Here is a 23087-nt window from a genome sequence, read left to right as displayed (position 1 = left end):
GACGTGTTTTTCATCCTATATTGCTCGTATTCCCAGTTTTAGGGGGATTTTCGGGGGTCACGCGACATCGGGTCACGCGACATCATTGCATTTTTATCGCGCCGTCGATGCCCCCGTATTAATCGCTGTGCTCAAATACTCGCACGGTGCGCCCGCAAGGACGACACACGAGTTCATAGTTGATTGTCCCCATTGCTGTGGCGAGCTCCGTGGCGGTCATGCCCGTCGGACCGAGAATGACTGCCTCATCGCCTTGAGCCACACCATAAGGGTTCTCGCCTAAAGCCACCACGATCTGATCCATACACACGCGACCCACTTGCGGATACCTTCGTCCACCAATCGTGATTTCTAAATGTCCTTGCGCAGAGCGCGGCAACCCATCGGCGTATCCAACAGGAACAACACAGAGGTATCCGTCCTGCTCTGCACGCCACGTGAGACCATAACTAGTCCCTTCTCCCCTGGCGATTGGTTTTACCACCGTTACTCGCCCAACCCAAGACATCGCCTCACGTAGACCATGAGATTCTCCAGGAATCGGTTCGTGTCCGTAAAGGGCCAGGCCAGGACGAACCATATCAAAATATAAATCTGGCCGGTTCAGCGTTGCAGGCGAATTAGCAATGTGATTGACAGGAAGCTCCAAGCCCAGCGAGCGCCCGAGTTCAATCGCGTTGAGAAAAGCCCTCTCCTGCTGTTCTGTCTCTGTAGAATCCGATTCATCTGCACTAGAAAAGTGGCTGAACACCCCTGTGACCTGAATATTCTCGGCATCACGCAGCATGCAGAAAGACTCTCTCCAATCCTGCTTATCCACACCAGAACGATGCAGGCCAGTGTCTACTTTTACGGTGACACGTACAGGTTTTTTGCCATAGCTTTCCGACGCCCGCACCAACGCCTTAACATGCTCAAGCGAGATCGCAGCCAGATCAATTTCTGCAGTAATCGCCGCCCCGAGGTCTTGCTCCGGCGACCAAATCCAGGAAAGAATCGACGATTCTATCCCACCCTCCCTTAGCGCAAGGCCCTCCCCGATAGTCGCTACACCAAACTGATCCGCGCCATTTTCTTCCATCACTGTGGCCACTTCCACGGCGCCATGGTTATACCCATCGGCTTTTACCACGCACATCAGCTGCGCACCTTGTGCCGCAGCTTTATCTTTAATCAGACGGGTGTTGTGTGCGATGGCGGCCAAATCGATACGGGCCTCGAGCAAGTTCATGGTGAATCATTGTGCCACTGTTATTTTCCCCACGAATAACTACCTCTACTTTTCAGGGATTTTCTCAGCAAACTCCCCCAAAATGCCTTATCGCAAACCCAGTGGCGCACCTTTTCAGCCATAACAAATACTAATTTCCACTATCCTTGGAAAATGTGGCTGATAAATTCTCAAAACATCTAGCGACCCTATCCAAGCGCGGCCGGCATCGCGTTCTCGTTGGTGACCTCGATTACGCAGGTTTACCAGGGAAAATTTATACTCCGGCTGAGGGCAATGGGCTTCCCGCCATTGTGTTTGCCCACGATTGGTTGAAGGATATATCCGTTTACCACGCAACTCTGAGGCATCTTGCCAGCTGGGGTTTTGTCGTGGCAGCACCCAACACGGAAAAGGGATTCTCACCAAACCACCGCGGTTTTGCTGCAGACATAGAAACAAGCTTGCAGATCCTCACGGGGGTGAAGCTTGGTAGCGGCAACATCACGGTAGCTCCTGGCCGCCTCGGAATCGTCGGACACGGAATGGGCGCTGGTGCAGCTGTTTTAGCGGCAGTCAACCGCCCACAATTAGCTGCCATAGCTGCTCTCTATCCTTCACAAACCACACCTTCGGCTGAACTGGCTTCAGGCAACGTGGAGGCCCCCGGTCTGATATTAGGTACTGAAGATAACGCCCTCTTCGATTACGGTAACGCTGCTAAACTCGCAGCGCATTGGAAGGGAGAGGTCGCTTATAGAGAAATCGATGGGACTTCCCATAACGCAATCACCGAAGATACCTTTTTCAAACTTGTCACAGGACAGGGACGCTCTAAGGCCACCTCACGTGAAAAAATCCGTGGACTTGTCACCGGCTTCTTGCTCCACCGTCTCACCAATGAAAACAAGTACTCGGCGTTCTCCCAACCTGAGGCAGAATCTAAAAAGATAACTTCTTATTGGGGTGACGCACTAGAAAAGCGCGCCCTTATCTCCGCTGAACCAGAATCAATCTAAAGCCACACTCTCATAATGCAAGAAGCCTCTCACTCCGAGAGGCTTCTTTTCATACTCGACGCAATACGCTTTTCACACGACCACGCCTTCCGCGATCGGGAGCCATACCCCGTAACGAGCTCGCGTTATCAATCCGATCACTCCGGAATTTTTCTGCCGCACGAGCCTCCCCACGCTGACGGGCTTTCTCCACGATCTCCTGCGACTTTTTTAACTCGCGTTCAAATTCTTCCATTCGTCTGGCTACGGTTGCGCGAAATTCCTTGGCAAAATCCGCATAATTATTAACAGCCGCTTGCCGTTGCTTTTCTAGATTCTCAACGCGCCGTTGAAACTCCTCTTCAGCGTTCACCATGCACCGGCTTTCTTGATCGTTACTCCCTTATTTTCTTGTGGCACGCATTCCTGCTGCTTAGGCATGAACTTCTGTTTATCAAATCCTTCAGCCTGTTCTACAGCTGGTGGAGGCACCTTTGATATCTTGGTAGGCTCTTCCGTCCGCGGTGGTGGAGCAGGCTCTGGTTCTGGCTTTTCAGGATTATCCGGGGCCTTCTCTTCGCATCCAACATCGCTGTCTAAGCCTCCACAGACCGCCTCAACGATCAGACTAAGCCCTATAAGCGCGACTCCCACCCCGAATATTCCTAGGACGCCACACAGCCCCTCATTGGTTTCCCCGTGCATCGTATGTCTCGCCAGGGCTTCTGCCTTCAGCTCTCGCGTCTTTTCCATACTTTTCTCCTGTGCACAAGGCTGTGACGCTGGCTCACTCATCTGCTCTTCTGTAGACGCTGCAAAGGTTCCCAACAAAATGGACTCTGCCTGCGCCATCACCGTTATCCCCTGCCCCTTAACGGCACCGGAAGCCTTCTGAGCGTCTTGTCTTCCGCATTCTTTGCTTAACGACGCCCCCAGCTGGGAATAACACGCCTCAATGGCCTTGTCTCGGTCTCGGCAAGTTAAGGTTATGGTTTTGGCTGCGGAATCTATGCAATCAGCCCCGGCTTGAACACAATGAAGAAAACCGTTCGGATCTTCCTTTTTATCTATGGTCCCTATCTGCTCAGCCAACCTTTCAATGGCCACCGTTAACTGGGACAAAACGGTAGTTATAGCCTTATTAGCGTGCGCATCGACCTCATCTATAGCGTCCCCTGCTTGATTGGCCTCCTGAGCAAGGTTTTTAGCTCCGCTCAGCCCTCCCAACCATGTCATTGCAAGCTCTGCAATCCCGCTGGCAATGAGTGTCATCGCAAATTGCTTTACCACGTTGAACAGCACAGGCCATAGCTTGTTCTTGGCGGAAAAGTTTGTTTTTCCCACTGCCCCAATAGCCGCTTGACGCAGGGCCTTGGTGTTAAGCCCCTCTGTGCTCGACGCCGCTTGCTCCACCTCTGAGCTGCTCACTAAAGGACCGGAATAGGTTCCTTCTGAAACCATTCGGAGCATAGTAATTGCTCTTTCATACTGTCTAAGATCAGGCTTAGCCATTAGCCCCCACCTACTATGCAAAAGAATCCCATTGTTATTCCCCGCTGGCCTTGAGACTCGCAGAATGCATGAGGTCGGCGTCGATAAGCTTCTGCGTATCAGCCAATGCTTTAGTTACTCCCGCATTAAGCCGCTGCAGCCGCGTTCCATTACTACGATGTATCAGCCACAATGCCTCAGAAATCTTTTCCCCGTGGTGTGCAAATGCTTTTCCCAATGCCTCCGGATCAAACTCTGGGGGTTGGCCATGCTTGCGTTCCTGGCTATCGAGTTCCCTAATAAAGCCTTTAATGATCCGCACTGCAGTAGTCGGCTCAATGAGCACATCAAACACAAAATCCCCCTCCAAACGTCATCTTGCTTATAAGGCTTAGACGTATGAAAGGGGACCAGCGGTTCCAACATTAAATTTTTGCTACTAATGCGGCTAGTTCACCAGCTATTCGACGAGCCGTCTCTTCCTCGGCTGCTTCTACCATGACGCGGAAAAGTTCTTCCGTGCCAGAGGCTCGCAACAATACGCGTCCAGTTTCACCGAGCGCGTCGGTAGCTTGCTCTAGCGCCGCTATCACTTCTGGATGCTCCATGATTATGGTCTTGTCAGAAACTGGGACATTAATAAGGACTTGCGGCAAAACTGCCATTGCACCGGCAAGTACTTTAAGAGACAACCCTGTCTCAGCCATGCGCGCCATGAGCGATAGCCCTGTCAACGTTCCATCACCAGTTGTCCCATGATCTGGCAACACGATATGGCCTGATTGTTCGCCTCCCAGGCTATAACCACCAGCATTGAGCGCCTCAAGCACATAGCGGTCGCCGACTTGAGTAGTTATGAGATTGATACCGGATTCTTTCATTGCAAGACGCAGGCCAAGGTTACTCATCACGGTAGCCACAAGCGTGGATTTACGCAGCTCACCATTCTCTTTCATGGCAAGCGCGAGGATGGCCATAATTTGATCACCATCCACAACGTTACCCTCAGCATCAACTGCTAAACAACGGTCAGCATCGCCGTCGTGGGCCAGACCGAGGTCCGCTCCGTGTTCCTTTACCGCTGCGATTACCTGGTCTATATGAGTGGATCCACAGTTATCGTTGATGTTGTAGGCGTTGGGGTGATTATGGATAGCAATGACGTTGGCCCCCGCTGTGGAGTAAGCCAGCGGAGCCACCTCACTTGCCGCGCCATTGGCGCAGTCAACGACCACCGTAATCCCCTCAAGCGATTGCTGGATCGCGCCTTTCAAATGCTTCAGATAGCTCTCTTGCGCATCTACGGCTTCTTCTATCACCCGCCCAATGCCATGCCCAGTGGGTCCACCATCTGAGATGGTCTCCATCATCATCTCTATCTCGTCTTCCACCGAGTCCGGAAGCTTATGCCCACCTTTGGAGAAGAACTTTATGCCATTATCCGGCATAGGGTTATGGCTGGCAGAGATAACAACCCCCATATCCGCACCATAAAAATCTGTCAGATACGCGACCGCTGGGGTCGGTAAAACTCCCACCCTAAGCACGTCCACTCCCCGACTCGCCATTCCAGCAGATAAAGCTGCTGCCAGCATCTCACCAGATGCGCGAGGGTCACGACCGACCACGGCAACTGGACGCCGGCTACCGCTACGGTTGTCTTTGGTCAATACCTCGGCAGCTGCAGCCCCCAATTTCAACGCTAGAGAAGCCGTAAGCTTTTTATTGGCAAGGCCGCGGACACCATCAGTTCCAAAGAGTCGAGTCATGCGTTCTATTATGCACGCCTAGCATTATGTTCTTATAGTTGGCTCCCTAAGCGCTCCAAAGCTTTTCCTACAGTGGACTTTCCCTGTCCACTACCATTCGACGGATACGCGCGATTAGCTCCTACGGCACACGAGTACATAAACGGCGAAAGCCGCCCCACCACAAAGGTGAAGCGGCTTGAGCCAGCGAAAAAAGATTAACGCTTGGAGTACTGCGGGGCACGACGTGCCTTGTGCAGACCAGCCTTCTTACGCTCGACAGCACGTGCGTCACGGGTCAGGAAGCCAGCCTTCTTCAGGGCTGCGCGATCTGCCGGGTTGTAGACATTGAGTGCACGAGCAATAGCCAAACGGAATGCGCCCGCCTGGCCGGTCGGGCCGCCACCGGTGAGGGTAGCCTGGATATCAAACTGGCCATCGCGATCGATGAGCGCCAGAGGAGCCTTGATCAGCTGCTGGTGCAGCTTATTCGGGAAGTACTCCTCCAAGGTGCGGCCGTTGCAGGTGAACTGGCCGGAGCCCTCAACCATGCGGACGCGGACGATGGCACGCTTACGACGACCAACAGTCTGGATCGGACCTTCGTGCAGAACTGGAGCTGCGGTTTCAACCTCAGCCTCAGGTGCAACAACATCACCAATGGTGTTGGTGAATTCTTCAGAAGCTGCTACTGCTGCGGCGATATCCGCTGCATCTGCCTCGAAGTTCTCGGTTACGTTCTGATCGCTCACTGGGCCACCTGCTTGATCTCGTAGGTTTCGGGCTTCTGAGCAGCGTATGGGTGCTCAGAACCTGCAAACACGTGAAGCTTCTTTACAGAAGCACGGGAAAGACGGTTATGCGGCATCATGCCACGGATGGATTCCTCGATCACGCGCTCTGGGTGAACCTCAAGAGAGCGTCCCAGCGTCATGGTCTTCAGACCACCCGGGTAACCGGAGTGACGGTAGCGCATCTCGCGCTCGCGCTTGTTGGAGGAAATGTGAACTTTGTCAGCGTTGATAACGATCACGTGATCACCGCAGTCAACGTTCGGTGCGAACTGAGGCTTGCCCTTACCGCGCAACAAATCAGCTGCGTGTGTAGCAAGACGACCCAAGACCACGTCAGTGGCGTCGATGACGTACCACTTACGGGTGATGTCACCGCTCTTCGGGTGGTAAGTAGACACTGATGACTCCTTTAAGTCTGTCTAGAACTGCCAGCCAGGTGTTATTCAAGAGGAAATCACGAACGGCGGCCGGTGGTGACCCGATCGTGCACTGCTGCACCGCATTAACGGAGCTCTGAACACACAGGCGTTTAACATTACGCGAATTATGAGGTCTAGACAACTTTATTGAGAAATACAAAGGGGGCATACGACTGGCCGCATAAGATGCCGTATGCCCCAGCTCGACGACAGTAGGAGAAGCGCCCATTCTTCCACTCCGTAGCTATCACAGCCTGCCTTGGTTTTCTTTGCGATCAGCTGCGGACCCACTATCTGAGCTCAACATCGAGTTATCCCCACGAAGCAGCGGCGACTCTATTTATTTCGCTCATTCTCTCATTGCCAGCTCGAACCGTCTGAGAAATAGTAGACAAAATTGTATTGAGTTCATACGCTGCCTGATCCCACTGGGATTGGGCTTCTTGATAGGCCAAAGCGGAATCTCCCTCCCAGGTGCTTACCATCGGCCGGATACCCGCCTTGAGCTCTTCAAGTAAAGAGCTAATCCGAACCGACGTAGATTGGATATCCCCCGCCGCGCCTTCAATAGCCGCGAATCCATACTTAATCATGTATATCGTCCCCTTAAATATTCGTTATAGAGTAAGCCCCTGCGCCCCCACGGAGGCGAAAGCTGCTTTGTTATCAGCCTCGGTTTGATCAAATGAAGTCGCATTACTACGGATGTTGTCTGAAATAGACTGCAGCGCCATGCGAAGTTTGCCTGCCGACGCGTCCCAGCGCTGCATCAAGTTGTCAAAACTTGCCTGAGCAGATCCTGCCCAAGAGCCTCGAACCCCATCGACGATCCCCCGCAATCGAGCAAGTTCCGACTGCACCTCAGCATTGGTGTTATCAACGCGACTGGCAGTAGCCACCATCACGTCCGCTTCCGTTCTAAATTGACCGGACATAATCCCTCCCCCATAAATTGTGTGTTTCCCCTACGCGGGGTTTCCATCGGCTGTTACATCAGCCTTGATCTTTTAGACGTAACGTCTCCTCTTTCGGTTCCCTTTTTAATCTTTTTCACCATCACATTTTCTTCCCATACCCGCCATCAGAAACTACGCAGTGACATGCTCTCTACTGCCTTGCGGCATACTGCTCGCTGAGGAATAGTGGACATCCGCTTGCTGTGGCATCCCACGGAATATATGTGCCCGTTATCCACCCAGGACCACCAGCGTGCATAGGATCCGTCACCGGGACGTTCTTCATATGCCACCAAACGTGTTGGTTTAGTCACCCCCAGAGCTTGCCCTTTAGTCAAGGTGGGATCATGAGTAATCATAGTTTCTAGCTCTGCATATACGGCATCTATGTCTGCTGACCCCATGGGATCTATAGACAACAAGATCCGCAGGTCTGGATCATCGCCGGCAGCTATCACCATGCCATTCATTCCTTCTTTTTCTGACAAGTGATAACTGCTAGGTAAACTCACCTGGATACGAGCATGGTGCAACATCACATCATTGCTGGGAGGTGGGTAAGCACTCGTCGTCGGAATTGGTGTTACCTCAGTGTGTGCGTTCTGAGGTTTATCGACTAACTCTCGATCCTCCGCAATGTGCGCCGCCGATGCTCCGATAGAGGGATTCTTAAGGCCTTTTCCCATCGCCCACCATGAAACCGCGGCCACGACTACAACAAGTACGACGAGCACGCCATGAAGAGGGTGCAGTTTCTCCGTCCCCGCGATACGTCTGAAAACTGAGGTTCTCGCGCGGCCGGTTTTTCTCCTCACACCTTTTGTTTCCTTATCTAATTGTGGTTCGCCTAACTGCGGTTCCCGCATATACGCAAGGCGCTCACCTTCCATCGGGTCATTTTTGATATAAGAAATCTCCTCAGCCGCTACCGACGTCACCGCCGCTCCGTGTTCCAATACACACTCTGTAAGAATCTCTTTAATCTTTGATTCCGCAGTGATGTGGATTGTTACTGCAGGCCACTGGGGCAACAGCTGCTTAGCCTGCTCGATGATTTTTTCAATAGCCCACCCCTCCACGATCCCGGCACCAGTGAGATCATAACGAAATGCTTCTTCTGTCCCTTCAAAAACTGTTGCAGTATCCAAAACAGTAATCACCAGATCGTGTGATTTAGACATGCTCTTCTTCCCCACAACCATTCGCCCTTGCACTCCCAGCCTCCTGTGGACCGTCTGGCTGAGTAGTCGAGCAGGTACCCGCAACAGCGATCTGGAAGACTCCCATATTGCTACCGCGTTCCACCAAAATTCCGCGTCCCGGAGGCCATTGGCTAGGCCTTACCCCAAAGATAGGACCTTCGTCCCTGTCGCCGTCGAGAATGATAACCGTAGGTTGTTGATCTCTTAGCTCTGCGAGAAATGGTTGATACAAAGCTCGCTGCATACCTCCAAGTTTTCTGCAGACCACCACGTGCAAACCAATATCTTTTGAGTGTGGAAGAAGCTCAAGCAGCGGATATAAACAACCGTCGGGGAGGATATCTAGATCGTCGATAAGCAAAAATATGTCAGGGCCACACCACCACGAACGATTTTTTAGTTGTTCCGCGGTCACGTCCGAGTTAGGCAACCGCGAACGAAGCGTCACGATCACATCGCTTATCAGTCTTTCAGTGTCCTGAGAAGTTGCAGAATACGCCGCAAGCATATCCTCATGTATCGCTCCAAGGTGCGCCCGTCGATGATCAATCATCACAATACGAGCGTGCTCTTTCCCCATAGCTTCGATGCCTGTGGTTATTGCGCGCATCAAAGTGCTCTTCCCACAACCTTGATTTCCTACGCACAGGAGATGACTCGAATGCTGGAATTTCCAGGTTAATGGGCTCAGATTTTTGCCACCTATACCAAAAGGGATTTCCTGCTTTTCCAAGCCTGCGGTCAATTCTGAAACGCATACGAGAGAAGGAAGCATTTTGAGTTTAGGTACAACGCTGTCTCCTCTGCGTGCAGAGGCTAACGCCGCTTGTTCTAAGTCCTGCGGAGTAGAAAACGCAAAAAGTATATGCTCTTTATCTGTGTTCAGACCCCGGCCAGCGGCAAGAGGAAGTTTGCTCTGTGCCTTCCTATCAATGAGAGAATCCAAAGACTCGGCTAGTTTTAGTTCAATTCTCTGCGGTATCAGGTCTCGGATCTCTGGGCGCAGAGCGGTCCATCGCGGGGTGGAGATCAGCAAATGAACATGTGCGGATAGCCCGTCGGAGGCTATGCGAGCGAGAGGTTCAAGCAAGTCTTCAAAGTTCTGTCCCACCACATGCCATCCATCGATTACCAGAAAAGTGTGGCGTTCTTCAGGAGCATCAATAAAGGACACAACCTCATCTACGATTCTTCGCACCTTTTCTACTTCAGTTCGGTGTGCAACCCCAGCTACGTGGGGCAACGCTACCGTTGCGGCCAGACTTGTTCCAGCCAGATCCAATACATAAAACCTGAGGTCATGCGTGGAATGTGCGATAGCCAACGAAGCCATGATGGTGTGCAACGCATTGCTCTTCCCAGTTTGCGGACCGCCGCATAGTGCGGCATGTCCGCTTTGACCAAGAAAATTCATTATCAAAGAGTCCTGGCGCTGTAGATAGGGACGATCAATAACCCCTACTGATGCAGTTAAGAATGCCTGATTGGGCGCCAAAGAACTTAAACTTATAGTTTTTGGGAGCGGCGGAAGCCATATACGATGCGCCCTTAATTGTTGCTGTGCTGCAGCGTGCACACTAGCTGACACGATAGCGTCAACAAGCGTCTTCCCCTTGGCATGGATATTTTGGGGTGTTCTTTCTGACTGTGGTTCAGGATCTTCCCAACCAGTCCACAACCGCACTGTGCGGCTCCTGTTGTTCTCAGCGTCAAGATTCTGCATAGGACCGGACACATAGGACGCCCTGAAGCGTTGTAGTTCCCCTGCTCCGGTGGAAAGGAAACCGACGCCCGGCTGGTTGGGTAGCTCGTGTGCATCAGGAACTCCCAGTATTTGACGGGATTCTGCTGCAGAGAACGTCTTTAATCCGATTCGATAACTCAAGTGGGAGTCCAGGCCTCGCAGCCTTCCCTCATCAAGCCGTTGACTAGCTAGCAGCAGATGTATGTGTAAAGAACGACCCAAACGACCCACTGCCACAAAAAGATCAGCAAAATCAGGGTGCTGCCCTAATAACTCCGAAAACTCATCAACGATGATAAGTAGCGCCGGCATTGGCGGTAGCTCTTGTCTATGCTGCCTCGCTGCAGTGTATTCACTAACGTTGCTAAAGTTTCCGGCTTGACGGAGCATCTCTTGGCGTCGATTCATCTCCCCCGAGATCGCATCATGCATTCGTTCTACAAGGACAGTTTCCTGCGCCAAGTTAGTGATCACCGCAGAGGTATGCGGCAACTGGTCTAACCCTAAAAAAGTGGCGCCACCTTTGAAATCTACAAGTACAAAATTGAGGTCCTCCGGGCTATGCGTAGCAGCAAGCCCCACAACTAGCGTCCGCAAGAGCTCAGATTTTCCGCTACCTGTGGAACCTAGGCAAAGACCATGCGGCCCCATTCCGCCGTGTGCAGATTCCTTAATATCAAGCACCACAGGTTTTCCCGATGCGTTAAGGCCAAAAGGAATGCTCAATCGTCGGTTCTTCGCGCTTTTAGTATTCCAATGCTCCCACAAAGAACCCACATCAAGCTGGCCTTCTAGGCTATGAAGCTTTAAGAGGGCACGCAGGTCAGAGGAGGCCGTGTTCTCAGATTCTGCCCTTTTGTATCTGGTGAGAAGCCGTGCAAGGAGCAACGCCCCGCTGTTACTCAAACTTTCAGGAGTGCCAATACTTTCAAACCCATTTTCTGTGATTACGCCAAGGTTAGAATCTGCTTGTAATACAATTCCTTCCTCTTCAGCCCACACACCTAAATCGGAGCTTGGATGCGCGTTAACTGCGATGATCACGTCCCAGCTTCCTATATCAAGTACGTCTAGTTCGGAGGTTTTCGCACCTGCGCAGTCCACAATGAAAATTTTATGTTGTGCGTTTTGTGGTTCTCGGTGATGCGGAAGCCATTTGATAAAAGCCCAACTCTCCTCAGCATCTGGATAAACACTCGCTGTTTCCGTCCTTGCAACCAGACCTATTCCCACGGCCTCAGGACCATGATAAAAACACAGCTGGGCTGCGATGGCACGAGCTAAATCAGGTGCAGCGTCTCCTAAAATATTGATAACGCGAAACGCCTGGAGCTGTATGATCAGCGGCATGTCGTGGACGGAGCTCAAAGACTGAACCATAGAACGCAGAGATACCGCACACACCGGATCCAGATCTTCTGTAGCACCCGAATCTGATATCTCAAACGGCGTGCATAACGCGGTACTTCCTGTGCCAATGCGTACTTCTAAGGCGTCAGAAGCATCCCCAAGTCTCTCCCACATCCATTCGGTTCCGACTATCGACCACAGCTCGCAAGTCAAAGGATGCCGGTATAACTCGTGTGCGCGCTGCGCATCAGCGTTTTCTATTGCTTTTTCACGCAATGCCACCAGGTGCCGTAGATATGTTCGGCGCATCTCAGCTGTATCTTCTCCCGGCGCGGGGGAAAACATCATGAGCAAAGACATCCCCATCATGAGCGGCAGCGTGAGCATCATCGGGTTCAGCGCCCCACCCGAGATAACAAGCAGTCCCACCATTGCTATGACCGCTACCACCATGGCTAGCGGCATGAGCATCTTGAGCAGGGGAACAGGTTGCGCACGCGCAGCTTCTGGAACGGGTTCCGGTTTTAAACTTCCTGTTGGAAGCGGCGGCGCGGGTAACCTTTCGTCCTCACTGAGTTGTGGGATTATCCCGCGGTCAGCCTTATTGTTGGACTCGTTCTTCTGTGGTGTTGCAGAGGCACAAGAGGATTCTCCTTTGAACAAAAACTGCTGTTCAGAGAGCTTCGCATCATCGTTTTTCTGAATAGTGGATACATTGGTCCCCACCATTTTCCCCCTTGCGTACGCGTGGAAATGTTACTTCCCAGATTCCCCTTTGTGCTCCACCCGAAGTTCCCCCTTGGGCTAGACACTGAAGCGATCATAGGTCAGGATGGACAGTAGTTGGTAGGGGGTACCAAAAGAGGGGGGTTTCTTTGATAGATCAAGATATTCGGCTTCATTTTCGTATTGAGCTCTCAAGAGATGAGTCCACTGATCTCTCTGAGGATTGCGCGTCACCTGCTGCATGCGTCAATGTAGATATTTCCGTCCCGAGGTCTTCCGCATTGGTAGAGGTAATCCCGGATATTTTGTCGCTCGCAGGAGTAGAGGTGGGGACTACACCGTGGCAATCCATTACGGCTTCTGGATTGCGTATCGACGCCTCCGATCCCCTTCACACTACGGGGCTCCCCGACGGTGCGGTTGTCCTTCTGAGACCGCGACAAGCCTCGAAAGCACCTGTTGTGCGCGATTCTGCGGAAACTCTCGCGCACAGCAGCAAGAGTTCTCTTCCCCCACGAGGTATTGCTGCTGCCACAGAACTCTTAGGGATCGTGGGGTGTGCTTGCCTCATCATGCGCATGAATTCAATTGGCCTGCCTGAGTTCCGATGGCTGATTCTGTGCTGCTTAGCTGCACTCGCTTATCTATGGACCCGCAACGCCTTGGTGTTGGTAACATTCGCAGCTTTTTGCGCTTGTGCAGCATTTTTCTTTGTCGTGGACTTCCCGGTGTCAGAAGCCAGAGCGCCTGACATTGCGGCCGCAGTCTTAGCAGCCAATTTCGCGTCGATAGCCAGCTCTGTTTCACTGCACTTGTTTGCTTTTCGACGCCCCTCTCGCGCCACTACGCCATTCGATGAAAAGCCCCTCGGCCACTTACGATGCCTCAGCGCGATTATCTCTTGTGCTCTATCAGCTTCTCCCGTGGCTGCGGTGGGGTTGCTTTATCAATCACCCGAGTCGCAACCACATGGTTGGTTCCTGGGAGCCGCTAGCGCAGTCATTGTTTGCTCGCTTACCGCAGTAGTCTTGGCCCCGACTCTGGCAGTCAAATTAGCTGGTGTTCAGGTTCCTCGTCTCCCCAGCGCGGGCGAAGATCTTAGCGTAGCCTACTCACAGATCTCAGCCGAACACCTCAAATACCTGGCCAGAAAGTCCCTCTTGTTGATGGAGGGCATATTGATGGGGGCGTCGGCAAGCGCCACTACGGCATTATTAGTTATTGGTTACCTATCAAACGGCAACGGGTATGCCTGTGGGCTTTGTGTTTGCGTCATTATCTGCTCCGCAGCGCATTCGCATCGTCATGCGACTGGGGTGTCGGTATGGATGCTATGGCTCATTGCTCTCGGCGGAATTATCGGGTTGTCCCTAGCTATCGATGTGTCCACTCATTGGCTGGCGATCGTGTCTTTATCAGTCTCGCTGTGCGCGCTAACGGCTTCCCTTTGGGCCAAGCTCCTCCCCCGCTTCACGCCGGTCACTGCACTATGGATCGGCAGATGTGAGGCGTTGGCTCTTGCTGCGGTATTCCCGTTATCGTGCCAACTCATAGGAGTCTTTTCGCTCATTCGAGGACTGGGATAGCTATGCCAATACTTCGATTTTCCAGACTGACTTGCGCACTGTTCATCATTAGTCTTGGAATAGTTTTCTGTCCATTGGGATATGCCCAAGAAAGATCCTGTGTTCAAGCAGCTCATGCATCAACAGAAAATATCCACAATCAAGCTGCCGCTTCTCAAAAGTTTCGACGCGCTCACCGCTACGCCACCGGCGCTGGTATACGAGTCGCGATAATAGATACCGGTGTCTCTCCGCATCCACGTCTTGGCCCGGTAGAAGATGGGGGAAGCTTTATCAACGACGGCATGCGCCGCACTGGCCTCTACGATTGTGATGCTCATGGAACCACTGTTGCCGGAATTATTGCGACACGTGATGGTCCCGATGGAGTAATCGGGATAGCTCCTGCCGCAACCATCATTTCTGTCAAACAGATGAGCGCACGACACAACTATTCCCCGGGTGCGGCACCTACTGCTAGTGGAAATCTCTCTACCTTGGCCCAGAGTATCCATGCAGCCATCGACCATGGCGCGCACGTGATCAACATCTCCGTGGTGTCGTGCGTGCGTCGAGATACCGTAGTAGATCTTTCCGATTTACATACAGCCCTCGATCGAGCTGAAAATGCGAACGTAGTTGTGGTTTCTGCCGCAGGTAATGCCAGTTCTTCTTCATGTGAACCAGGCGATCATGTCTACCCAGCTCATTTGGATAGGGTGCTGGCGGTCTCTGCCTTGCACAGCAATGGCCTTCCTACGCAATATTCCTTGCCGTCCCCACACCCAATGCTCAGTGCCTCGGGACACGTAGCAGCGGCGCTATCGCACGAAGGTGATGTTTTATCTCAGGGCACCCACAAAGATCGCGAGATTGTTCCTTTTGAGGGGACTAGCTTCGCAGCGCCTGTTGTAGCAGGTACTGCTTCCTTGCTCCGGGAACGTTATCCGCAGGCTACTGCTGCTGATATCAGGGCGCTGCTCTATCACAGCGTCGATCCAATGACCGGTGCTATTGATCCTGAGTTAGCTGTTACGCAGGTTTTTCCAAGGGATTCTCCACCATCACACCCATCGCTCGTGACAGTTACACAGCCAAGCCAGTATGGGACGCAGGGGCGAATGATTGCCATCATTATGACGTCCTTGCTGCTCATAACCTTCACTGCCACAGCGCTGTTACTTTCGCGGGTGCGTCCCTAGCCAGGATGACACCTGGAAAATTAACCGATCAGTATAGGCAATAGGGGATCTAAAAATGGCACAAATCCCAACTTCCATAACACCAAAACAATTGCGATGCCAGCAATCCAAGCAGCCACTATAGTGCCTGCGATCAGGGAGTAGCATGTCTTTTTAGGCTGTACACGATACCAAGAAAAGAAGCGATCATAGAGCTTCACGCCCCATGCTAAAAGGCCGCTTGCCCAATGGAGCTCCAAAGACAGGATCCCAATTCCCACAAACACTGTAAGCCACCCAGGGCCGGGAAAGGGAATAGTTATAATCCCCACGATCACAACTATCCATCCAAGGATGAGAACAGTCGGACGCACAAGAAACCCAAAACGATGGCGCTTGAGGTTCTCATAATGTTGATTGATTTGGGCAAGCTTGTCCGCAACTGCGTCACGCATCGAGCTCATGCGCGTTCCTTTCCCCTTGCGGCGTGATAACAAAAACGTGTACAGTCCTCCAGAATTATTCAGACTCGAAAGGAAGTCTACACGCTAGTAGAGCGGCGTTAATGCTGCTTCTTTGCTCAGCGTAGTTCCTGCCGGCAGCAAGCGAAGTAGAAACCATGATGCACGCCGTACCTTCTGTATACCCAAATGTTCTAAAACGGCATTATGCGCCAATTGATGGCGCAGTCCATGTTCGGATATGAGATGTACCCCGGCTCCTGTTTCTACAGCTACGGCCCCTCCGCCTCCTACAAAATGTGTCGCCACGGATTCTCCCGAAAGTTCGACTGCAGACGCAAAAGTAGCAGCGGAATTTGTGATACCCACAGACGTACTCGGTTCCGTGTCCGTTTGGGTAAAAGACACCGATATGCAGGTATGTGCTTTATCAGAATCTTGCCAACGTAACGGCTTATCGGGAAAAGCTATGTGAAGATCTATGTCAGGTAGCGCTGTCATCTCTGTTTTCGAGACAGTTTTAAGTTCCCAACCTAAATCTGTGAGGATGTCCTTTTGCAAAGAAGTAATGCGAACCACCCCCGAGTCATTTTTTAACCAATATTCTCCATCAGCTACAAAAAGTTCCAGATTCCCCACGGGGAGGTGAAACTGGGGCGCCTCTGGAATAATCGCCAACACATCTGCCTCTGGGTGCCACCGAGGAGTTTCAAAGCCAATGCCAAGCCTCCGGCGGATGCTCCTTCCCTCAGGTGTCTCCGCTGGAGGAAGAAGCCGCCTGTTTGCAGCGGTTACAACCACGTCACCCATGTGGCTTGTTGCCAAAAGAGCCTCGTCCGCCTCTAATTGTGGGGTTTGTTCAAAGGGCGTGGTGTGGTTGATAAGGAAAGTCGTCCGTGGGGAATGCGACTCCGTTGGTCCAGGCGTAGATGTACAAATTTGCCAGACAGGCTCTGTATCAGAGGTGTTGTTAAAGATGCTGGGTGCATCCGCGATGCCGATGGGGACCGCTATGTGTTTACTCCCAAGCACGGAATCACCAGCTTTTACTGGTGTCGCGGCTTCCTCCACCGCCAGCCGCGCCGAGGTCAGATTGGTTACCGGGTGGAGTTGTTCGCCAACGCGCACAAAGAGGTCGCCTCGTTGTGAAGAGAGAATGCGCGCGTCGCCGGGATCGGGGTTCGGACTAAAAAGCGCTAAAGCGCCTGCTCCTAAGGCCACAAGACCTACCGCGCTGAGCCCAAACGCAATGGCTCGACGCAGCCTTCCTAGCGGGTCGTGGATCATCCGGACGTCGCCAAGCAAGAGTCCTAACTCTGCACGACGAACAAGAAACCTATGCCCTGATACCTGGGCTTTTGTTGCGGGGGCGATACCTTTGCGTTGTCTTACATCCTCGTGGGGTGTTGTTATTCTTTTGGCCATGTCATCCGTCCTCATGCGCATAGGAAATTGACTAGACAGCCCCTTAAATGGGCCATCTACTTAGACGGATGCGGGGGCTTTAGAGGTTCCCTGAAATGTCCTCAGCAGTGCGCACTGCACGGGTCGTGTTTGCGCGAGCAAGCAATTCGCTGTCCACGGGATAATCGACTCCAACAAGGCTTAGCCCTTTGGCTGGAGCAACTGGGACTTGGGAGGATCGGGAGGTTTCCGTGAGCAAGGAATCGACGAATCCCTCCGGCCGTTTTCCTTCTCCTATGACTAGACAACTGCCAACAAGTGACCGAACCATGGACCAGCAGAAGGCATCGGCCGTCACATGGGCTTCATAAAGCTGCGGTTCGAGCGAGGTGGAGACGTCATGCCATGTGAATTCTTGCAGGTCGCGGATCGTTGTGGCACCTTCTCGGTGTTTACAAAAGGCAGCAAAATCATGCAAACCAATGAGAACGTCTGCCGCCGCTTGCATCGCATCTATATCGATCCGTTTAGGCCAGTGCGCTGTATCTGTTGCGCGAGTAGGAAGAGCACCTCGTGGATGGGTGGTAAGGCGGTAGACGTAGTGGCGTCGTAAAGCAGAAAAGCGCGCGTCAAATCCTTCCGGAGCTAGCGTACAAGCATGGACTCGTACGTCCTCGGGAAGCAAACGTGCCAGGCGGCGTACCAGGTTTCGCGGATCACCGTCGATGCTTCGCGTGTCCAGAGCAATGGCCGGCACGTCAAAGTGGGCCACCTGCCCCGCGGCATGGACTCCGGCATCAGTGCGTCCAGCCACGGTCAGCTGAATCGGGTGTCTCAGAATAAGTTCAAGCGAATCTTCAAGCACCCGCTGCACCGTGCGCAACTGGGAGGTTCCTTGGCGCGCCCACCCATGAAAATGCGTGCCATCGTAGGCCAAATCGAGGCGGATACGCACAGTTGGCTGATTGGTCTCCATTTTTGTTATTCCTCCACGAAGGATGCTGAAGCAGTGCTTGCTTTTGCTTTTCGACGCCCACCTCAACCTCGCGCGTTCCATCAACGCGGAACCGGGCGCATTCTAATTTAACAAAGAGCACACATATGGTTTCTATCCCCATAGCAAAACGTCCCTCATCTGCTCTTATCGGCGATGAGGGACGTTTTATGTCCAGGCGTTACAGCCCTTTAAGACTACTTCTCTTCTGCAGCCTCGTCGGTGGAGGTCTCTGCAACAGCCTCTTCAGCTGCTGGCTCCTCTATCTTCTCAGCTTCCTTGGAAGCAGCTGCGCGGGTTGCGCGGCTTGCCTCTGCAGAAACAGTCTCCTCAAGAACGAGGGAGATCTGGCTCATAGGAGCGTTGTCACCCTTGCGGTTCTCGAGCTTGATGATGCGGGTGTAGCCACCCTCACGGTTCTCAAACTTCGGAGCCAACTCGTTGAATAGGTATGCAACGACGTCCTTGTTGGGAACTGCTTTGAGCACGTTGCGACGATCCGCAACAGAGCCCTTCTTAGCCTTGGTGATCAGCTTCTCTGCGTAAGGACGCAGGAGCTTAGCCTTAGCATCGGTGGTCTTGATAGCGCCGTGCTCGAAAAGCTGTGCCGCAAGGTTTGACAGAATGTGCTTCTGGTGGCTTGCGGAACCGCCGAGACGGGCGCCCTTCTTAGGGGTAGGCATTGTGTACTCCTCGTGTACAAGTTTTATTGAGCGCTTGGGACCTTGGTTGCAAGAACCAGGCCCCTACTGGGCTTCTTACTCGGAATCTTCCAGATCCGTGTCCACGTAGTCGCCGGTAGCGGCGTCGTAGCCCTCAAGTTGGGTGGGATCAAAGTCTTCAGGAGAATCCTTCAGGAACAGACCCAAGCCAGCGAGTTTAATCTTGACCTCGTTGATCGACTTCTGACCAAAGTTACGGATATCCAACAGATCCGACTCGGTGCACTCTGCGAGCTCACCAACGGTGTGGATCTCTTGACGCTTCAGGCAGTTGTACGAACGAACGGAGAAGTTCAGATCCTCGATCGGCATGCTATAAGCAGCGATATATTCGGTCTCTTGCGGGGAAGGGCCGATCTCGATGCCTTCAGCAGCGGTGTTCAGCTCGCGTGCGAGGCCAAACAGCTCAACCAGGGTCTTGCCAGCAGACGCGAGAGCGTCACTCGGAGCAATAGAGTTCTTGGTCTCAACGTCGATGATCAGCTTGTCAAAGTCGGTGCGCTGCTCAACACGAGTAGCTTCGACCTTGTAGCTCACCTTGAGCACCGGGGAATAGATCTGGTCAACAGGGATGCGACCGATCTCATTGGTGCCTGCGTAGAGAGAAGCTGGAACGTAACCGCGGCCACGCTCAACAATCATCTCGATATCAAGACGGCCCTGCTCATTCAGAGTTGCGATATGAAGGTCCGGGTTGTGGATCTCCACGCCTGCTGGTGGCTCAATGTCGCCAGCAGATACAACGCCAGCGCCTTCCTTACGGAGGTACATGACAACTGGCTCATCAGAGTCAGAAGACAGAACCAAACCCTTGATGTTCAGGATGATGTCAGAGACATCTTCTTTCACACCGTTGATCGTGGTGAACTCGTGAAGAACACCGTCGATCTTCACGCTGGTCACTGCAGCGCCCGGAATGGACGAAAGCAGGGTGCGACGCAGCGAGTTACCAAGGGTGTAACCGAAACCTGGCTCAAGCGGTTCAATAATGAAGCGCGAACGAGCGGAATCAACGTATTCCTCGGTGAGGGTGGGGCGCTGGGAAATGAGCATTTAAGAACTCTCCTGTGAGTGACGACCGCTATTTGACGTCTATAGGCGGAAAGGATGAAAGGACTTAAAGAAGATTCCTGTCGCGTCCTGCTCCATAGATCCCGTTGTGTGGAATCCACGAAAGCAGGAGAACAGAAAATTACTTCGAGTAGAACTCGACGATGAGCTGCTCTTGCAGCGGAACGTCGATCTGAGCGCGCTCTGGCAACTGGTGTACGAGAATGCGCAGGGTGGACGGAACGACCTGCAGCCATGCTGGCACAACTGCGTCGAGGAGGTTCTCCTGAGCCTCTTCGAACCAGATCATCTTACGAGACTTCTCACGAACATCGATGATGTCGTACTGAGAAACCTTGTAGGAAGGAACGTTGATCTTCTTGCCGTTCACAGTGAAGTGTCCGTGGGAAACGAGCTGACGTGCCTGACGGCGCGTACGTGCGAGACCTGCGCGGTACACAACGTTGTCGAGGCGAGCCTCGAGCAGGATAACCAGGTTGTCGCCGGTCTTGCCGGGAAGACGGTTAGCCTCTGCGTAGTAGCGACGGAACTGCTTCTCCATAACACCGTAGGTGAAGCGAGCCTTCTGCTTCTCCTGCAGCTGAAGCAAGTACTCAGACTCTTTGATACGTGCGCGGCCAGCCTGTCCCGGAGGGTAGGGGCGACGCTCGAATGCCATGTCTCCGCCGACGAGGTCGACGCGGAGGCGGCGGGACTTACGGGTTGCTGGGCCGGTATAACGAGCCATTGTAAGTTACCTTTCCTTTCCTATTAAACGCGACGACGCTTCGGTGGGCGGCAGCCGTTGAACGGCTGAGGGGTGACATCAGAGATGGAGGTCACCTCAAGGCCGGCAGCCTGAAGAGAGCGGATAGCGGTTTCGCGACCCGAACCTGGGCCTTTAACGAACACGTCAACCTTCTTCATGCCGTGGTCCATTGCCTTGCGAGCAGCGTTCTCAGCAGCGAGCTGAGCTGCGAACGGAGTGGACTTACGGGAACCCTTGAAACCGACGTGGCCGGAGGATGCCCATGCGATGACAGCACCGGAAGGATCCGTGATGGAAACGATGGTGTTGTTGAAGGTGGACTTGATGTATGCGTGGCCCTGAGCCACGTTCTTTTTAACTACACGACGACCAGTGCGGCGAGCCGTGCTGCGAGTCTTAGGAGGCATGAATTACTTCTTCTTTCCGGCGATCGTCTTCTTCGGACCCTTACGCGTACGTGCGTTGGTCTTGGTGCGCTGGCCACGGACGGGCAGGCCACGACGGTGGCGCAGACCCTGGTAGCAGCCGATTTCGATCTTGCGACGAATGTCGGCCTGAACCTGACGGCGGAGGTCACCCTCGACCTTCCAGGTTGCTTCGATAACGTCACGGAGAGCAGAAACCTGCTCATCAGTGAGGTTGTCAGTGCGCAGGTCCGGGGAGATGCCGGTCTCCTTGAGCAGCTGGGCGGCACGGGCAGGGCCGATACCGTAGATGTAAGTGAGTGCAACCTCCATGCGCTTGTTGCGCGGAAGGTCAACTCCAGCTAGACGTGCCATAAGGGCAGTACCTTTCCGGTTGTTACGGTGGTTTTCTCCATGCTCGTCCTTACCAAACATCACTTTGCCCGGACGGATGCCGGACGATGGGATGAGATGCGCAAGGCTTTGGCCACCGCGGCCAAAGGTGTGGGTGATGCCGAAACATCAGTGAAGCATGGAGGCTTCAAAAGAAATAAACGACTAAGTCGAGTTATTTATAGCGGTAAACGATGCGACCACGGTTCAAGTCGTAAGGAGAAAGTTCCACGACTACGCGGTCCTCAGGGAGGATACGGATATAGTGCTGACGCATTTTGCCACTGATATGTGCAAGCACTTTGTGTCCGTTATCGAGTTCGACGCGGAACATTGCGTTGGGCAAAGGCTCGATGATACGACCCTCAACCTCGATTGCGCCTTCCTTAGCCATAGCCTCCACATTCCTGACATCAATACCGAGAATCGGTTGAAAACCCAACCGGCTCATCGTTCGATGCCGCATAATCACTGCTTATTACAGGTGTTTCACCTTTTGGCAATACACCAACGAACAACAGTACAGCACCCCACCCGAGAAACCAAGTTTTTCCAAGCTCTTTATCAGCGCCACCATTCAGTATGGCTTTTAACTTGTCCACACTCCCCCACCACCCCTACAAGAAAAGGCCACGGACATCGTCTCGCGATGCCGTGGCCTGTTTCCATGAGCCATAAAAATACGTGCTGATTAATACACGTATACAACGTCTCCAACTTGCAGCTGATTAAAGAAGGTCACTGCATCTTTATGGTTTAGGTGAATGCAGCCATGCGAAGGCACCTGTGGGCTCCCCTCATGGAAGGCGATGCCGTTATGAGTGAAATACACGGAAAATGGCATCGGTGCATTGTTGAATTCTCGAGAGATTTCATCCTTGATCTTGCGGTTAACGTAGAAAACGCCCTTGGGGGTCTCATGTCCCACACGTCCGCTAGAAATTGGCACCGCACCATAAGAGACCTGTCCATTATTCTGCAGCCATGAACGCTGCCCCGCCAAGTCAATGCAGGCACGAGCAAAAGCTGGGCAGGAACCGGTATCAAAAGCCGGAGGGGTGGGAACAGGGGCCGGAGCAGGAGCTGGCACAACCGGCGGTGCAGTCCGCTCTTGGATCAGACCCGGGAAGGCAAAGTTAACAGCATTGTCAACGGACTGTTTCACCGCAGCAGCTGCGTCGACAGGCAAACCTGCATCAGCCTGCGCCCGCAAGTTATTACGTAAATCCCAAGCTCCGTCACGAGTCTGTCGACCAATATTTTGCAGCTGCTGATCAAAAGAGCTACTGAGATTGCTCGACCCAAAGTCCTGTGCGGAAGAAGTGGCAGCCTGGCTCACCAGAAGAGCTGCGGAAGTTGCTGCAGTTCCAACCATCGCCGCAATACGACGACGGGCCACGGACTGCTTCGCATGACGCGGCTTATAAGACATGCTGACCACTATATCCCGACTGAGCAAAAACTTAGGAACCTAAGCAGGCCTCTCTCGGCGTGTCGCACATAACA

Annotated in this window: 24 protein-coding genes; 3 read left to right on the top strand and 21 right to left on the bottom strand. The window is 52.9% G+C overall.

From position 1 onward, the window contains the following. Positions 1-118: 118 nt before the first annotated feature. On the bottom strand, positions 119-1231 hold the full coding sequence (alr, locus tag CpATCC19410_RS02115; RefSeq protein WP_014401000.1) for an alanine racemase: 1113 nt from the start codon (positions 1229-1231) through the stop codon (positions 119-121). A 155-nt stretch (positions 1232-1386) separates the two neighbouring features. Here alr and CpATCC19410_RS02110 point away from each other — a divergent pair, with 155 nt between their 5' ends. Beyond that, positions 1387-2229 carry a dienelactone hydrolase family protein gene (locus tag CpATCC19410_RS02110; protein WP_013241267.1) on the top strand — a complete coding sequence of 281 codons (843 nt, stop codon included), beginning with the start codon at positions 1387-1389 and terminating at the stop codon, positions 2227-2229. A gap of 49 nt (positions 2230-2278) precedes the next feature. Here CpATCC19410_RS02110 and CpATCC19410_RS02105 read toward each other — a convergent pair whose 3' ends face one another. The 10 genes from CpATCC19410_RS02105 to CpATCC19410_RS02060 form a co-directional block, all read right to left on the bottom strand. Beyond that, positions 2279-2584, bottom strand: a complete 306-nt coding sequence (locus CpATCC19410_RS02105; RefSeq protein ID WP_013241266.1) for a hypothetical protein — start codon at positions 2582-2584, stop codon at positions 2279-2281. Then, a complete protein-coding gene (locus CpATCC19410_RS02100) occupies positions 2578-3720 on the bottom strand; it encodes a hypothetical protein (protein WP_014400999.1) in 1143 nt (380 codons plus the stop codon). The genes CpATCC19410_RS02105 and CpATCC19410_RS02100 overlap by 7 nt, the downstream gene beginning before the upstream one ends. A 34-nt stretch (positions 3721-3754) precedes the next feature. After that, positions 3755-4054 (bottom strand): hypothetical protein, encoded by a 300-nt coding sequence (locus tag CpATCC19410_RS02095; protein ID WP_013241263.1) that lies wholly within the window; start codon positions 4052-4054, stop codon positions 3755-3757. A 70-nt stretch (positions 4055-4124) separates the two neighbouring features. After that, positions 4125-5468: a phosphoglucosamine mutase gene (gene glmM / locus CpATCC19410_RS02090; RefSeq protein ID WP_013241262.1), complete on the bottom strand. Its 1344-nt coding sequence runs from the start codon at positions 5466-5468 to the stop codon at positions 4125-4127. A gap of 197 nt (positions 5469-5665) precedes the next feature. Next, positions 5666-6199, bottom strand: coding sequence for a 30S ribosomal protein S9 (gene rpsI / locus CpATCC19410_RS02085; protein WP_013241261.1), 534 nt, complete (start codon positions 6197-6199; stop codon positions 5666-5668). Continuing rightward, positions 6196-6639 (bottom strand): 50S ribosomal protein L13, encoded by a 444-nt coding sequence (gene rplM / locus CpATCC19410_RS02080; RefSeq protein WP_013241260.1) that lies wholly within the window; start codon positions 6637-6639, stop codon positions 6196-6198. Before rplM ends, rpsI begins: the two co-directional genes overlap by 4 nt. Positions 6640-6971: 332 nt before the next feature. Continuing rightward, a complete protein-coding gene (locus CpATCC19410_RS02075; protein WP_013241259.1) occupies positions 6972-7253 on the bottom strand; it encodes a WXG100 family type VII secretion target in 282 nt (93 codons plus the stop codon). 24 nt (positions 7254-7277) lie between these two features. Beyond that, complete coding sequence (locus CpATCC19410_RS02070; RefSeq protein ID WP_014400998.1) at positions 7278-7595, bottom strand: WXG100 family type VII secretion target; 318 nt, start codon at positions 7593-7595, stop codon at positions 7278-7280. 146 nt (positions 7596-7741) lie between these two features. Next, a complete protein-coding gene (locus CpATCC19410_RS02065; protein WP_014400997.1) occupies positions 7742-8797 on the bottom strand; it encodes a type VII secretion-associated protein in 1056 nt (351 codons plus the stop codon). Then, positions 8790-12641 carry a type VII secretion protein EccC gene (locus CpATCC19410_RS02060; protein WP_014522350.1) on the bottom strand — a complete coding sequence of 1284 codons (3852 nt, stop codon included), beginning with the start codon at positions 12639-12641 and terminating at the stop codon, positions 8790-8792. The genes CpATCC19410_RS02065 and CpATCC19410_RS02060 overlap by 8 nt, the downstream gene beginning before the upstream one ends. Before the next feature lie 146 nt (positions 12642-12787). On the opposite strand from CpATCC19410_RS02060, the gene eccD reads away from it, so the two are divergent. Together eccD and mycP are read left to right on the top strand one after the other, a co-directional pair. Continuing rightward, on the top strand, positions 12788-14224 hold the full coding sequence (gene eccD / locus CpATCC19410_RS02055; RefSeq protein WP_014522349.1) for a type VII secretion integral membrane protein EccD: 1437 nt from the start codon (positions 12788-12790) through the stop codon (positions 14222-14224). Between the two features lie 2 nt (positions 14225-14226). Then, positions 14227-15405: a type VII secretion-associated serine protease mycosin gene (mycP, locus tag CpATCC19410_RS02050; RefSeq protein WP_014522348.1), complete on the top strand. Its 1179-nt coding sequence runs from the start codon at positions 14227-14229 to the stop codon at positions 15403-15405. 20 nt (positions 15406-15425) lie between these two features. Here the strand turns inward: mycP and CpATCC19410_RS02045 are convergent, their stop codons facing one another. From CpATCC19410_RS02045 to CpATCC19410_RS01995, 10 genes are all read right to left on the bottom strand, one after another. Further along, on the bottom strand, positions 15426-15848 hold the full coding sequence (locus tag CpATCC19410_RS02045) for a TIGR02611 family protein (RefSeq protein WP_013241253.1): 423 nt from the start codon (positions 15846-15848) through the stop codon (positions 15426-15428). 84 nt (positions 15849-15932) lie between these two features. Beyond that, positions 15933-17291, bottom strand: a complete 1359-nt coding sequence (gene eccB, locus CpATCC19410_RS02040) for a type VII secretion protein EccB (protein ID WP_014400994.1) — start codon at positions 17289-17291, stop codon at positions 15933-15935. Positions 17292-17349: 58 nt separating this feature from the next. Next, positions 17350-18225: a tRNA pseudouridine(38-40) synthase TruA gene (gene truA / locus CpATCC19410_RS02035; RefSeq protein ID WP_013241251.1), complete on the bottom strand. Its 876-nt coding sequence runs from the start codon at positions 18223-18225 to the stop codon at positions 17350-17352. A 215-nt stretch (positions 18226-18440) separates the two neighbouring features. Next, positions 18441-18926 (bottom strand): 50S ribosomal protein L17, encoded by a 486-nt coding sequence (rplQ, locus tag CpATCC19410_RS02030; RefSeq protein ID WP_013241250.1) that lies wholly within the window; start codon positions 18924-18926, stop codon positions 18441-18443. A gap of 75 nt (positions 18927-19001) precedes the next feature. Then, the gene (locus CpATCC19410_RS02025; RefSeq protein WP_013241249.1) at positions 19002-20018 is read right to left on the bottom strand and encodes a DNA-directed RNA polymerase subunit alpha; all 1017 of its coding nucleotides are present in this window, start codon (positions 20016-20018) and stop codon (positions 19002-19004) included. A gap of 139 nt (positions 20019-20157) precedes the next feature. Beyond that, entirely contained in the window at positions 20158-20763 is a 606-nt protein-coding gene (rpsD, locus tag CpATCC19410_RS02020) for a 30S ribosomal protein S4 (protein ID WP_013241248.1), read from the bottom strand. Positions 20764-20786: 23 nt separating this feature from the next. Then, positions 20787-21191, bottom strand: coding sequence for a 30S ribosomal protein S11 (gene rpsK / locus CpATCC19410_RS02015; RefSeq protein WP_013241247.1), 405 nt, complete (start codon positions 21189-21191; stop codon positions 20787-20789). Positions 21192-21194: 3 nt separating this feature from the next. Further along, positions 21195-21563, bottom strand: coding sequence for a 30S ribosomal protein S13 (gene rpsM / locus CpATCC19410_RS02010; protein WP_013910826.1), 369 nt, complete (start codon positions 21561-21563; stop codon positions 21195-21197). Between the two features lie 193 nt (positions 21564-21756). Then, positions 21757-21975, bottom strand: coding sequence for a translation initiation factor IF-1 (gene infA / locus CpATCC19410_RS02005; protein ID WP_013241245.1), 219 nt, complete (start codon positions 21973-21975; stop codon positions 21757-21759). A 297-nt stretch (positions 21976-22272) separates the two neighbouring features. Next, the gene (locus CpATCC19410_RS01995; protein WP_014400991.1) at positions 22273-23013 is read right to left on the bottom strand and encodes a L,D-transpeptidase; all 741 of its coding nucleotides are present in this window, start codon (positions 23011-23013) and stop codon (positions 22273-22275) included. Between the last annotated feature and the right edge of the window lie 74 nt (positions 23014-23087).

Source organism: Corynebacterium pseudotuberculosis (genome assembly GCF_002155265.1).
GTDB lineage: Bacteria > Actinomycetota > Actinomycetes > Mycobacteriales > Mycobacteriaceae > Corynebacterium > Corynebacterium pseudotuberculosis.
The sequence above is the reverse complement of the archived record's forward strand: the minus strand, read 5'-3'. Positions and strand labels throughout refer to the sequence as shown.

Coding starts and splice junctions, on each gene's coding strand:
- alr (WP_014401000.1), bottom strand. CDS start 1,231: ATGAACTTGCTCGAGGCCCGTATCGATTTGGCCGCCATCGCACACAAC.
- CpATCC19410_RS02105 (WP_013241266.1), bottom strand. CDS start 2,584: ATGGTGAACGCTGAAGAGGAGTTTCAACGGCGCGTTGAGAATCTAGAA.
- CpATCC19410_RS02100 (WP_014400999.1), bottom strand. CDS start 3,720: ATGGCTAAGCCTGATCTTAGACAGTATGAAAGAGCAATTACTATGCTC.
- glmM (WP_013241262.1), bottom strand. CDS start 5,468: ATGACTCGACTCTTTGGAACTGATGGTGTCCGCGGCCTTGCCAATAAA.
- CpATCC19410_RS02075 (WP_013241259.1), bottom strand. CDS start 7,253: ATGATTAAGTATGGATTCGCGGCTATTGAAGGCGCGGCGGGGGATATC.
- CpATCC19410_RS02070 (WP_014400998.1), bottom strand. CDS start 7,595: ATGTCCGGTCAATTTAGAACGGAAGCGGACGTGATGGTGGCTACTGCC.
- CpATCC19410_RS02065 (WP_014400997.1), bottom strand. CDS start 8,797: ATGTCTAAATCACACGATCTGGTGATTACTGTTTTGGATACTGCAACA.
- CpATCC19410_RS02060 (WP_014522350.1), bottom strand. CDS start 12,641: ATGGTGGGGACCAATGTATCCACTATTCAGAAAAACGATGATGCGAAG.
- mycP (WP_014522348.1), top strand. CDS start 14,227: ATGCCAATACTTCGATTTTCCAGACTGACTTGCGCACTGTTCATCATT.
- CpATCC19410_RS02045 (WP_013241253.1), bottom strand. CDS start 15,848: ATGAGCTCGATGCGTGACGCAGTTGCGGACAAGCTTGCCCAAATCAAT.
- eccB (WP_014400994.1), bottom strand. CDS start 17,291: ATGCGCATGAGGACGGATGACATGGCCAAAAGAATAACAACACCCCAC.
- truA (WP_013241251.1), bottom strand. CDS start 18,225: ATGGAGACCAATCAGCCAACTGTGCGTATCCGCCTCGATTTGGCCTAC.
- rplQ (WP_013241250.1), bottom strand. CDS start 18,926: ATGCCTACCCCTAAGAAGGGCGCCCGTCTCGGCGGTTCCGCAAGCCAC.
- CpATCC19410_RS02025 (WP_013241249.1), bottom strand. CDS start 20,018: ATGCTCATTTCCCAGCGCCCCACCCTCACCGAGGAATACGTTGATTCC.
- rpsD (WP_013241248.1), bottom strand. CDS start 20,763: ATGGCTCGTTATACCGGCCCAGCAACCCGTAAGTCCCGCCGCCTCCGC.
- rpsK (WP_013241247.1), bottom strand. CDS start 21,191: ATGCCTCCTAAGACTCGCAGCACGGCTCGCCGCACTGGTCGTCGTGTA.
- rpsM (WP_013910826.1), bottom strand. CDS start 21,563: ATGGCACGTCTAGCTGGAGTTGACCTTCCGCGCAACAAGCGCATGGAG.
- infA (WP_013241245.1), bottom strand. CDS start 21,975: ATGGCTAAGGAAGGCGCAATCGAGGTTGAGGGTCGTATCATCGAGCCT.
- CpATCC19410_RS01995 (WP_014400991.1), bottom strand. CDS start 23,013: ATGTCTTATAAGCCGCGTCATGCGAAGCAGTCCGTGGCCCGTCGTCGT.